The organism is Geothermobacter hydrogeniphilus, assembly GCF_002898515.1.
Lineage (GTDB): Bacteria > Desulfobacterota > Desulfuromonadia > Desulfuromonadales > Geothermobacteraceae > Geothermobacter_A.
On sequence record NZ_PPFX01000011.1, the window covers coordinates 1 to 12,228 of the forward strand.

The following is a 12,228-nucleotide window of genomic DNA, read 5'->3' on the forward strand; positions in this document are numbered from 1 at the left end:
TCGGCGACTTCGGCGGCGGCAGCTGCGATCTCTGCCACGCTCCCGGCGGCAGCGGTCCGACCGTGGTCTATCCGACCGGCAACTCCGGTTTTAGCGGTGAATCCTACGGCTCACATCTCAAGGCCTCGACTGGTGACACCCTGAGCGGTACCACCGACTGGTCGCTGCAGTGCCAGAAGTGCCACGGTTTCCACAGCGGTGATGTGCAGGTGCCGAACAACACCACCGTCGGCATCAACTACACCACCCATGGCGGCATCTGGCTGGGCGGCACGGCCACCGGCGGCAAGACCACCGAGGCGGAGATCTGCTGGAGTTGCCACGACGCCAACGGCGTCAGCGAGTGGGGGACCAACACCAACGCCAACACCGGCAACAGCACCTACAACTACGGGTCCTTAAGCACCAGCAACTGGACCACGGCGACCTGGACCAGCGCCAACTTCAGCTACAAGACCGGCGCCATCGAGTCGACCCACTCGGTCAACAGTGCCGGGACCAGCGCAGTGACCGGGACGGCCTACAACTACACCGAGAGCCCGGACGCGGTGGCGAATATCCGCTGCAGCTACTGCCACGACGTGCATAACCGCAACCAGGCGACCAACGACACCGTCACCGGCAAGCCCTACCTGCGCGGCACCTGGATGGGTAATCCTTACAACGAGGACGGCGCCCCACAGTCCGGAACCAATTATCCGAACAACAACAACTGGGGGCGGGTGCCGCGTGCCTCGACCACCACGACCATCATGGGCGGTTACTGGATCGACCAGAACAGCGGCAACCCGACCGCCGGCTGGACGCTTTCCTCTTCGGCCGGCCTGTGTACCCTCTGTCACGGCACCAATGTTGACAGTATGGATAAGAAGACCGGTGAAGGGCTCTGGGTCGGCACCAACGGCCACAGCAACGCTGTTATCGGCGGCAGCGGCTCCGCCAAAGCCAATATCTACGATGCCCGTGGCGGTACGGGCGGCAGGACCAATAACCCTTATCAGCATTTCAACGGTTTCTCCGACCCGGCCGACAACGGAAAATATGGTTTCCGGACCCCGAACAGTAAAGGTTGGCGATACAGTCCATTGTTGACTGACGGCGCCAATACCCGGCCGCGCAAATACAACAGTGATGAGTGGGGGGTTGATGAGAGTGGAGGGACGACCCAGACGCAGTATCACAAGTTCAGTTGTTCCAAGTGTCACAACCCGCACGCCAGCCGTCTACCGAAGCTGATGCAGACCAACTGCCTGGATACCAAGCATAACACCTGGGATAATGGTTTCCAGGTCAACGGCAGCGGCGGCAGCAACAACAACGGCCGATCCATTTCCAACTGGACCAGTGCCCAGAACTGCCATCGTCTCGGCGGCAACGATCCCAGTGACACTCGTGATTCGGCCGGGGTCGGCAACGGTTGGAACAAGGTCACTCCCTGGTAGTGGAGGAGAGATTCCTATGTATGAAGGTCTATAGTCATCCGAGGGTAGTGGGGAACGGTAACGTTCATCTCTGCTGAGCGGTAATCGAGTGAAAAGGCCGGGGCGTTTGTCCCGGCCTTTTCATTTTTTCAGCCCGGCGAGATTGTGTTATCGTAACGCGCAGATGCGTTCTTGGAGGGCTGGCTTGTTCAGGGCTTGGATGAAAAATATTGCAGCGCTGCTGGTGGGGATTGTCCTCCTGGTATTGCTGGAGTCACTGCTTGCTCTGCTGGGAGTGCCATCCCTCAGCCAGGAGGATCCGTTTGTAGGTTTTGCCGGTAAAAGCCCCCTGTTCGTGCGTGATGATAATGTCGAAAACCTCTTTCATCTCAACCCTGACAAGGCGGCTTATTTCAACCAGCAGCAGTTTGAAATGCCCAAAAAGAAAGGAGCTTTTCGAATACTGGTTATGGGAGGATCGACAACCTATGGTCGTCCCTATCTCGGAAAGACCGCGTTTGGTGCCTGGTTGGAAAAATTGCTTGAGCGTTACGTGCCGGGGCTTGACGTCGAAGTTATCAATGCCGGGGGTATCTCCTATGCCAGTTATCGGTTAAAGCGCCTGCTTCCGGAATTGCTGAATTACGATCCCGATCTGGTCGTCATTTACGCCGGTCATAACGAATTTCTTGAAAAGCGAACCTTTGATCCCCTGATCCGGGAGCCGGAGGGGAGAAGGCGCCTGCGCGGTATTCTTCACCACTCACGACTTTATTCAGAACTTTACCGAACCATTACGAAACTGCGCCATCACAAGGGGGGGGCTGGACGAACAGTTCTCGGAGAAGATGTGGAGGCGGTTCTTGAACAGGTCGGCGGTCCGGAACTTTACCACCGGGATTCCCGGTTCAGGGAAGGGGTCATTCGTCAGTACCGCTTTACTCTCGGAGACATGGCCCGGATGATCAGTCGGCGGAAGGTGCCGCTTATTCTCTGCACGCTGCCGGTTAATCTCTCCGGGGTTTCACCCTTCAAATCCGAACATCGCGCCGGTCTGAGAAAAGAGGAATGGCAACAGTGGCAGGCTGCTTTTGAGGACGGAGAGCAAAAGTCCCTTGCGGGAGATTTGACCGGTGCTTTGAACAGCTACCGGCAAGCTGAGCGTATTGATGACCAGTTTGCCGAGTTGTCATACCGTATCGGCAAGATCTATCTACGCCGGAAGCGGTTTCAGAAGGCGTATGAGGAGTTCGACCGGGCGCGTCAGAATGATATTGTGCCCTTGCGTGCCCTGGATGAATTCAATGTCATTATTCGACAGATAGCCGGGGACCGAAAGATTCCTCTGGCTGATATCGAGACGTTTTTCCGCAGGATTTCCCCTGGCGGAATCCCGGGGAACAATCTCTTTGCGGATCATGTGCATCCAACCCTTGAGGGCCAGCAGATTTTGGCCTGGGTTGTTCTTAATGCTGCGACAGATGCCGGTCTGGTACCGCTTTCCGCTGAACAATGGCAGGGGAGCATGGTTGACGCGAGAGCTTATCTTTCTTCTGAACTGGCAAAGATTCCAGAACGCTATCGGGCTCGTGGGCTTTGGGGGGTGGGGCGGCTTTATTACTGGGCCGGGAAATATCCAGAAGCGGAAAGGGCGTTGAAACTGGCATGGAAAACGGTACGGGATGAAGCGGAAATTCCCAAGCAGCTCGGCAGCCTTGCTCTCTGGCGGGGAGCGGGTTTCGAGGCCATGCAATATTTTGTTCAGGCGGAACAACTCGATCCCGGCGACCCCTGGATCAGGTTCGGCAGGGTTCAGGCGTTGCTGATGCAGGAGAGTGGGCGGAAAGCCCTGGATCTTCTGGATGAAACAACTTGGCCGGACGGCATGAAAATGCGTCTGGATGTTGCCCGCTGCAGGGCCCTTTTTCAAGCCGGACAGGATCGGGCGGCAAAAGCGTTGCTGAACAAGCTCCAACAGGTCGAGACGGACGTTCCGGCTTTGGAGAAGGAACTTGCCGATCTCTATGTGCTGGCCGGTCGGAAACAGGAGGCAAGGATGCATTATCTCAAGGCTTTACGCCTTGAACATCATCCGGCGCCGGATGCAGAACTTGAGCAGTGGTGGAACGATGTTGGTGCTCATCAGTTGAAAAAGAATGGCAACCCATGAATATCCTGGGACTTTCAGCCTATTACCACGACAGCGCCGCCTGCCTGGTCAGGGATGGAAAGATCGTTGCTGCCGCCCAGGAAGAGCGGTTCAGCCGAAAAAAGCACGATGCGGGTTTTCCGCTGCAGTCGTTGACCTGGTGTCTGGAACAGGCATGTCTTTCCAGTGACGATCTGGATGCGGTTGTCTTTTACGAAAAGCCGTTTTTGCGGTTTGAAAGGTTGCTTGAAACCTACCTGGCGTTTGCTCCGCGTGGCCTGAAGCAGTTCCTGACCGCTCTGCCGGTCTGGATGAAGGAAAAAATCTGGATCAAGGAAGCTATCCGTAAGCATCTCGATTACCAGGGGCCGATCTATTTCCCCGAGCATCACCAGTCACATGCCGCCTCGGCATTTTTCCCATCCCCCTTTGAAGAATCAGCTGTTTTGACCCTGGACGGAGTGGGTGAGTGGAGCACCGTCAGTTTCGGTCGCGGTTGCGGGAACCGGCTTGACCTGCTGGGAGAGATTCGTTTTCCCCATTCCCTGGGGCTGCTCTATTCCGCTTTTACCTATTATCTGGGATTCAAGGTCAACTCGGGAGAATACAAAGTCATGGGGTTGGCTCCTTATGGCGAACCGCGCTACGTTCAACGAATTCGTGATGAAATCATTGACCTGAAAGAGGATGGTTCTTTCCGGCTTAATATGGATTATTTCAACTTTGCCACCGGATTGACCATGACCAACGAGCGTTTTCACAAGCTGTTTGAAGGCCCGCCGCGCAAACCTGAATCAGAATTGACCATGCGGGACATGGACCTGGCCCGTTCCATCCAGGTGGTGACCGAGGAGGCGGTCTTGCGGATGGGACACCATGTTCATCAAGAAACCGGTTCGCCTCATTTGTGCATGGCCGGTGGAGTTGCCTTGAATTGTGTCGCCAATGGCCGATTGTTGCGTGAGGGTCCGTTTGAAAAGATATGGGTTCAACCTGCATCAGGTGATGCCGGAGCGGCGGTCGGGGCGGCACTGTTCGGTTGGTATGTGGCCCATGACAAAGAACGGAAAGTGCAGGGAGGTCTGGACTCCATGGCCGGCAGTTATCTCGGGCCGGATTATTCGGAGGAGGCCATTGGTACGATTCTCGACAAGTATCAGGCACCGCGTCAGCGCCTTGAGGAAGCGTCGCTGTTGAAGCGGACTGCCGAACTGCTTGCCTCAGGACAGGTGGTCGGCTGGTTTCAGGGACGGATGGAGTTCGGCCCTCGCGCGCTTGGGAATCGATCGATTCTGGCCGATGCCAGATCTCCGGAAATGCAGACCCGGGTCAATCTCAAGATTAAGTTCCGGGAAGGGTTCCGGCCCTTTGCGCCGGCCATTCGTGAAGAACGGGTGAGGGACTATTTCGACCACGACGCCGAAAGTCCTTATATGCTGTTGACTGCACAAGTCAAAGCGGAGAAACTGCGTCGATTGACCGAAGAAGAATCGCAGTTGTCGGGACTCGCCCGGCTCAGAGTGGCGAGATCCGAGATTCCGGCGGTGACCCATGTGGACAATTCCGCCCGCCTGCAGACGGTTTCGGCCGTCATGAACCCCCTGTTTCATAATCTGTTGCTGGAATTTGAACGTTTGACCGGCTGCCCGGTCTTGATCAATACCTCCTTTAATGTTCGGGGCGAACCGATCGTCTGTACCCCCGAGGACGCTTATCGCTGTTTCATGGGGACCGGCATGGACTATCTGGTTGTCGGCCCGTTTCTGCTGGATAAGAGGCTGCAGCCGGAATGGCAAGGTCCCAGTGGCGCGAAGGAACTCGATTGACGGGAGCCGGGATGGAGAAGAAGAGCATGGCAGACAGTCAACTGCGCTGGTTCGGTCTCGGTCTTGGGGGCCTGTTGCTCTTTGCGGCCGGGGTCGGTCCGGGATATTTCACCTGGCTCGGAAACGTCCTCTGCCTGGCCGCGGCAGCGGGTTTACTGTGTGCCTGGCTGGCCCCTTCACGGCTCATGTTGATCTACGGACCGTGGATGAAGCTGGCTGCTGTCGTTGGTGGAGTCATGACCAGGCTGGTGCTGGTCGTGGTTTTCGTGCTGGTTGTTTTCCCCACCGGCCTGATCGCCCGTTTGTCCGGAAAATGTTTTCTTGAAAAAGGCCCGGATCCGGATGCTGTCAGTTATTGGCAACTTAGGGATACAAACGCTCCGGTTGGAAAAAATTGGGAAAGGCAATTCTGATTCTGGCGGGTTGCCGGAGCTCTCCAGTATGGTGCGATGAAGCAACGATGGTATGGAAAATTGCTGCTGGTTCTTTTCGGGGTGATGCTGCTGGCGGCGGGGGAGGGGGTGTTGCGCCTGGTCTGGACTCCCTCGGGAACCGGGACGGATGACCTTGCCTGGACCCGTATTGATCCCTTTATTGTTGCCGGTGATGTCGTTGAAACTCGTCGGGAGTTTCTGGGGGCTCTGCGTCTGCAGCGGTTCCCGCGGCATAAGGAAACGGGAACCTTTCGGATCTTCTGTATCGGTGGTTCAACGACCTTCGGCTACCCGTATCCTGCTGAAGCCGCCTGGCCGTCGAGGCTTGCCGAAGGGTTGAAGGAACTTTATCCCCGTCGAAAATTCGAAGTGATTAACCTTGGCGGCACCGCCTACGGGAGTTCACGGGCTCTGGGTATCCTGCGGTCTTTGCCGGATTATGCTCCCGATCTGGTCATTGTCTGTGTCGGGGATGCGGAATTTGTCGAGGATTCCTACCGAACCTCGATCAAAAACAGCCGTCGGGGATGGAAACTGCTGCGCAGCCTGCGATTGGCGCAATTGATGAGGCATCTGTTGCCCAAGTCCAAGTCGTCAAGCAGAGAGACCATCGATGTTGTCGACAATCTTGGAGGGGTGGTTTTCTCCCCGGTTATCGACGGCACGGTTTACAGCCCCGATGCGGCAACCCGACGGGAAGTTGTTGCCCGTTTCAACAAGAATCTTGTGCAGATGATTATCTTCGCCCGGCAGGCAGGAATTCGACTCATGTTCTGTACCCTGCCGGCCAACCTCGCTGACTGGCCGCCGGCTGAAAATGGAAAACAGCCGAATGCCCTGCTTGCGGATGCCCGGATGGCCATGCGGGATGGTCGGCCGGACGAGGCATTGAATATCCTCTCTCGTCTGGAACCGGAGATGCGGGATGATGCCCGGTTCTGTTTCGATTTCGGTCAGGTGCTTCGGCGTTTCGGCCGTCTTGACCAGGCCCGGTTCTATCTGCGCCGGGCGGCGGATCTTGATCCTGTCCCGGTGCGGGCGACATCACGAACGAACAATGAAATCAGGGATCTGGCGAAAGCCAACGGCTTGCCGTTGGCGGACCTCGAAGGAGAGCTGAACCGCAGATCTTCCCTGGGCCTGGCCGGCAACCGGATGATTCTCGATTATGCCCATCCGACCCAGCGGGGACATGCGGCGATTGCCTGGACGGTCTGGAAGACGCTTGCGGCATCTTTTCCGGAATGGCCGGAAGCGGATCAGCGGCGGATCTTAAGGTGGCGAAAGGTGCTTGATGGTCTGGATGAAGGAGCCGTAGAGATGGATGCCCACCTGGCGTTTACCTGGGGAAAGATCTATCTGCGGCAGGGGGCTTTGAGCCGTGCCTCTGAGATGTTGCAACTCGCGCTGAAAAAAGGTTATCCGGGGCCTTATGCGGCGGCCGAACTTGCCAAAGTGCGCTATCGTCAGGGTCGTGAGGCCGAGGCCCTGAAACTCCTGCAACGGGTGTTCGGGAAATATCCGGATTACCATGAAGCAGATCCGTTTATGGCCCTGCTGCTGGAGCATGCGGGCAAGAATGAACAGGCTGTCCAATGGTATCGTCGTGCGCTTGACAATGGACCGCCGCGAAAAGATATCTATGCATCTCTGGTAGATCTTCTGTTGCGGTTGAAGAAGTTTGACGAAGTCCTGCGAGTGGCAGACGAAGCGCTTCGGAATTTTCCTGCCGATTGTGATCTGGCATCCCTGCGGGGGCGTGCCCTGGAAGGTGCGGGGCAATTGCAGAAGGCCGCCGATCTCTATCAGGGGCTCTTGAGTGAGGCCCCGGGCTGCCAACCCGCCCGGGAAAACCTGGGGCTGGTCCAGATGCGACAAGGACAATGGAAACAGGCTGAAAAGACGTTTGTCGCAGCCCTGGCCGGTCGCAATCCCTGGCCGACCCATTATCTGAACCTGGGTGTGGTCTATTACCGCGGGCTCGGAAAGCGGGCAGAGGCAGTTCGGCAGTTCGGCCGTTATCTTTGTCGGGAGCCGCGCGGAGCGCACAATGTACCCGCCGAGTTGCGGAATGAGGCGGTCGCGGAGGAAAAGGATTGCAGTCATGTCCGTTGACCGTCAGCCCTTGCGCGTCATTATTCCGGCAATTTTGTTCGGTATCCTGGTTTTCTGGGGGGCAGGGGAGGTTGGCATCCGTCTGCTGACGATCTGGCGGCCGCAATATGATGTTGAAATGTGGAAATATGCCGAGCGGGTCAAGGTCGTCAGTAATCATCCGGGGATGAGATTCGAGCATCGTCCCGGAGTCTGCGAAATCCTCATGGGGGTCGAGGTCTGTACCAACAGTGATGGGCTGAGAGACCGGGAGCATTCTTTTGAACCGGATTCAGCTCACTTGCGGATAGCGATCCTGGGAGATTCCATCACCTTCGGCTGGGGAGTTCCGCAGCGGGATGCCTATCCTGCGCTGCTGGAGAAAACTCTTGCCGGGGTTAAGCCCGGACTTCAGATTGAAACACTGAATTTCGGGGTCGGCAATTACAACTCGGTCGATGAACTGGCCATGTTGAAGAATCATGCCCTGAACTACCGTCCGGATATGGTGCTGGTGGGTATTTTCCTCAATGACGCCGAACCTTCCAGGGCTCTGGAATTCCACCCGCTGTTAAAGCAGTCGGCTTTTGCCGTCTGGTTGTGGGGACGGCTTGATGCCCTGCAGCGCAGGCTGGGTTTCCGGAAGGATTTTGATCACTATTATGAAGATCTCTTCCAGGCGGATTCGTCCGGTTTCAAAGAGATGCAGTCGGCATTGCGGGAGATGGTCAGCCTTTGCCGCCGCAGGGGTATTCCAATTGTTTTTGTCATGCTTCCGGAACTTCATGATCTGGCCAGAGATGAATTTGCGGACATCCGTCTGCGGTTGCGGCGGCTGATTGATGCTGCGGGTGTTGAATTCATAGATCTGCGCCCGGCTTTGCCGCAATCGGGGGGACGGGAGTTCTGGGTCAGCGCGGAGGATTCTCATCCGAATATCCTTGCACATCGCCTCTATGCAGATGAACTTGCGCGCCGGTTGCCTGAAACGTTATCATGGCAGGAAGCGGTGACTTCCATGGAACAGCGCAGGGGATCAGGATCTAATGAAAAATGAGATTATTCGGGAAATCATCCAGTTTATCTTCAGCAACAAGAAATGGTGGCTGGGGACAATTTTGGTTCTCCTGGTTGCCCTGGGGGGGCTGCTGGTGCTGACGGAAGGGTCTGCTCTGGCGCCCTTTATCTATGCCCTTTTTTAGTCTCCAGCCTGAATCCGTGAGTTCCTGTTGGATGGAAAGTGCAAGCGCTTGGTCTGAACGAGATTTTCAAAAATCTGAAGCGCACCCATAGGTTCGCTGGTGATTTCAGGTCCAGAGCAAAGAGAGCGTGACAGGTTGTGACCCTCTCTGTCGGCAAGGGGTTAGGATGATGCGCGGGTTCGAGACTTTAAGAGAATTGTCCCGGTTTTTGCTGGAACGGAAAAAATTCGTCCTTGCTCCGTTGGTGCTGGCGCTGGTGCTGATGACTGCCCTGATTCTTCTTGCCGAAATTCCCGTACTGACACCCTTCATCTACGCGTTATTTTGACAGGCCCTTGGTGGGGGGATTTCTCTCTCCAGGGGGCTTCCGGGGTGTTTCACTGACTTGCGAGATCAGGTTTTTCAGGCGGGTCGGCATATCCGGATAATAGACTTCAGACCAGGTTTTCGTCTGCAGATCGCGGTAGATTGCAAGTGCACCTGCCGCGTGTCCGGCCCTCTTCCACGCGGCGGCTGTTTCAAGATCAATGTAGTGGTTGTCGGGGAAAATCAGTTTGGCCTTCTGCAGCATCTCAATCGCCTTGTCCGGCCGCCTCGCAGTTTCGGCATCGCGGGCCAGGGAAAGATATTCATAGCCGAAGCCGGGGTCAAGTTCAACCGCCATGGCGAGTGTTTTCAGTGCGGTATCGCCCTCTTTGGCGCTTCGTTCAAAGCGGTACAGATCGTAGAGCAGGGCAGGGTCGTCGGGAAAATCGAGTACGGTCTTTTTCAGCAGGTCGAGGGCCTTGTCATTGATCATGAAGGTTGCCAGGTAAAGAGCTTTTTTTCGTGTTTCCCGTAGCCGTCGCCTTGCCGCGGACAGGCCTTCTGCGTTGAATGATGCCTGGATGTCCTTGCCGAGGAATCTCAGGTTCATCTCAACCATGCCTTCCTCTTCCGTTGAGTAGGAAAGAGTGGTCATGGACGGTTTCGGAAGAGCCTTGACCAGTTGTTTCAACGTCGATTCCAGCAGGTCGTAAATGGGAGTTTTGACCTCGTTTTTATAGAGGGCCTGGAAATAGCTCAGGTCAAAATGAACGATCAGGTTTTCATGGAATTTTTCTGTTAGGGAAAGGTCCATGATTGTTGTCATCATGAGTTGATGCCCCCGGAGAGGGGATAGAATCATGTGCTTCCGTTTTGTCAGCAGTTCCCTTTCTTCCGCAGTCAGGATTCCGCTTTCGACCAGTCGATCGCCCAGTCGGTTCAGATCGAAGTCCGCAATGGGGATTCGGCTTGGAATGACCCAGAGGACGTCGGAGACCAGTCCACACTGCAGTGCGGCGCTGATTGCCTGCGAGGGCAACAGTATGGGACCGGGTCGGAAGTACCTGGCTTTTTTCTCGAAATCTTCCGCGCGCCCGTTTTTGACGAGGGACTGGACTTTCTCTCTTAATTGCTTCGGGATGGGTTGCAGGAAAGGTACATTGCTCAGAACCACCATGGTGGCCGGTTCCGGAAGTGTTCGCCACTTCACCAGGGCGTCGGTCGACAACTCAAACAGGTTGACTGCTGCACCTTGTGGTTTCCCGCCCCCGGGGGTTCCATAACAGGCGGAGCTCAGGGCTAAAAGCAAACTTGCGATGCCAAAAATGGATAGTTTTGAGCGCATATGGGACCTTTATTTTATCTTTGTTGGTGGATCAGGTAATGTGGAATTGTGTGGGAGGACAAAGTGACCACTGATGGCCCTTTACCGAAGTCCATCATCTGTTTTTATCGGTTGCCGGATGGTCACGGGGCGGTTGGCGGTTTTGAATCTGTTCAAGAGTCTTTGCGTAATAGATCTTTGACCAGGGCATTGACTTTAATCGTTGCAGCAGACCAGTCATTGGCTGCCGGCGATTGATCTGTTCAAGGATCTCCATCTGCCGCAACAGCGGAGCGGGGCTTTCCGGATGGGTCGCCGCCGCCAGTGAAAGCATCCGCAGCGCGGCGTCGGGTCGTTTCTTTTCCATCGCGGTGTCGGCCAGGGTGAAATATTCCAGGCCGTAGCCGGGGTCGAGGCGAACTGCTTCGGCGAGCCGTTGCAGGGCTGCGTTGCCGTTTTTAAAGCGTCGCTGGACCTGGTAGAGGCCGTAGAGAACATCGGGGTTGTCCGGTTCGAGACGATCCATCTCATTGAAGATCTTCAGCATCTCTTCTTTTTTGAAAAAATTCTCCAGGTAGAGTGCCCGGGCGCGCAGATCCCAGGTGCGGGGCAGGGGGTCATCCAGCATTGCCGGATGTTCAAGGATCTGTTTCAGGTCCCGCCCGAGAAAACGGATGCCGAGCGGCACATGGCCGGAGAGGTTGCCGAACGAGATACTGACAGTGTTGACCGCCCATTGCTGTTGCTTCCAGCGTTTTAGATCCTCTCCGAGCAGGCTGTAGACCGGGGTCCTGATCTCGTTACGATAGCGGACAGAGAAAAAACTCAGGTCGATGTGAACCGCCAGCAGCCCTGTCAGGTCCGGGAGGTTGTTTGAACCATAAATGTCCAACGGGATCCCGCGCACGCTGCCGGTAAAATGCCCGGCGACTTTTTTCAGCCGGTTCGCTTCGGTTTTGTCGAGGACACCATGGCTGAGCAACTGTTCGCGAATTTTTTCCACCGTCGGCAGCGGGGCCTTTTCGTCCAGAGGGAGAACCCATATCAGGCGGGAAAACATTCCTGCCTCCAGGGCGGCGGAGACTCCCATACCGGGCAGCAGCAGCGGGTCGCTGGTCGGCAGGACCGCCCGACGACGAAAGTTCCCGGCGTCGGCATTGAGAACCAGGTTCAGGGCATCCTTTTTCACCGTCTCGGGAATCGGCAGCAGGAAGGGGTCGTTGGAAAACAGCAGCAGGGTCGGATTGTCATCTGCCTGTTTGCGCCAGGCGAGCAGGGCTTCCGTGTCGGTCTCGACCAGGGTGGTGGCGACCGGGGTGTTCAGCAGAATGGATGGTTTTGCGGGGTCGCCGGTTGCTGGTGCCGCACCTGCGGTTGATGAAAGCAGCAGCAGGATGGGCAGCAGCAGGCTGAGGAGGGTTGACATGAATGATCCTTTCCGGGGGCGTCAATGGCCTGTCGAGTTTCTGCCT

10 protein-coding genes and 1 pseudogene are annotated in these 12,228 nt (G+C 56.2%); 9 read left to right on the forward strand and 2 right to left on the reverse strand.

From position 1 onward, the window contains the following. The 9 genes and pseudogenes from C2E25_RS17475 to C2E25_RS17480 all read left to right on the forward strand — a co-directional run. Nucleotides 1-1,442 (forward strand): hypothetical protein (locus C2E25_RS17475; protein ID WP_158247161.1); only part of this gene is annotated, 1,442 nt, incomplete at its 5' end. Between the two features lie 448 nt (nt 1,443-1,890). Next, nucleotides 1,891-2,352, forward strand: a pseudogene (locus C2E25_RS18085) (SGNH/GDSL hydrolase family protein); the annotation flags it as partial. A 21-nt stretch (nt 2,353-2,373) separates the two neighbouring features. Further along, a complete protein-coding gene (locus C2E25_RS17810) occupies nt 2,374-3,591 on the forward strand; it encodes a hypothetical protein (RefSeq protein ID WP_233189359.1) in 1,218 nt (405 codons plus the stop codon). Then, on the forward strand, nt 3,588-5,396 hold the full coding sequence (locus C2E25_RS06525; protein ID WP_103114958.1) for a carbamoyltransferase: 1,809 nt from the start codon (nt 3,588-3,590) through the stop codon (nt 5,394-5,396). The genes C2E25_RS17810 and C2E25_RS06525 overlap by 4 nt, the downstream gene beginning before the upstream one ends. A 26-nt stretch (nt 5,397-5,422) precedes the next feature. Beyond that, complete coding sequence (locus tag C2E25_RS06530) at nt 5,423-5,809, forward strand: hypothetical protein (protein WP_146032912.1); 387 nt, start codon at nt 5,423-5,425, stop codon at nt 5,807-5,809. A gap of 36 nt (nt 5,810-5,845) precedes the next feature. Next, a complete protein-coding gene (locus tag C2E25_RS06535) occupies nt 5,846-7,945 on the forward strand; it encodes a tetratricopeptide repeat protein (RefSeq protein ID WP_103114960.1) in 2,100 nt (699 codons plus the stop codon). Continuing rightward, the gene (locus C2E25_RS06540) at nt 7,935-8,981 is read left to right on the forward strand and encodes an SGNH/GDSL hydrolase family protein (RefSeq protein ID WP_158247163.1); all 1,047 of its coding nucleotides are present in this window, start codon (nt 7,935-7,937) and stop codon (nt 8,979-8,981) included. Before C2E25_RS06535 ends, C2E25_RS06540 begins: the two co-directional genes overlap by 11 nt. Beyond that, a complete protein-coding gene (locus C2E25_RS17635; protein WP_172399608.1) occupies nt 8,971-9,126 on the forward strand; it encodes a DUF5989 family protein in 156 nt (51 codons plus the stop codon). Before C2E25_RS06540 ends, C2E25_RS17635 begins: the two co-directional genes overlap by 11 nt. A gap of 166 nt (nt 9,127-9,292) precedes the next feature. Beyond that, the gene (locus C2E25_RS17480; protein WP_158247164.1) at nt 9,293-9,454 is read left to right on the forward strand and encodes a DUF5989 family protein; all 162 of its coding nucleotides are present in this window, start codon (nt 9,293-9,295) and stop codon (nt 9,452-9,454) included. Here the strand turns inward: C2E25_RS17480 and C2E25_RS06545 are convergent. Both C2E25_RS06545 and C2E25_RS06550 read right to left on the reverse strand, forming a co-directional pair. Then, entirely contained in the window at nt 9,446-10,777 is a 1,332-nt protein-coding gene (locus tag C2E25_RS06545) for a tetratricopeptide repeat protein (RefSeq protein ID WP_146032913.1), read from the reverse strand. The genes C2E25_RS17480 and C2E25_RS06545 overlap by 9 nt on opposite strands. Before the next feature lie 94 nt (nt 10,778-10,871). Beyond that, a complete protein-coding gene (locus C2E25_RS06550; RefSeq protein ID WP_103114963.1) occupies nt 10,872-12,182 on the reverse strand; it encodes a tetratricopeptide repeat protein in 1,311 nt (436 codons plus the stop codon). Nucleotides 12,183-12,228 lie beyond the last annotated feature (46 nt).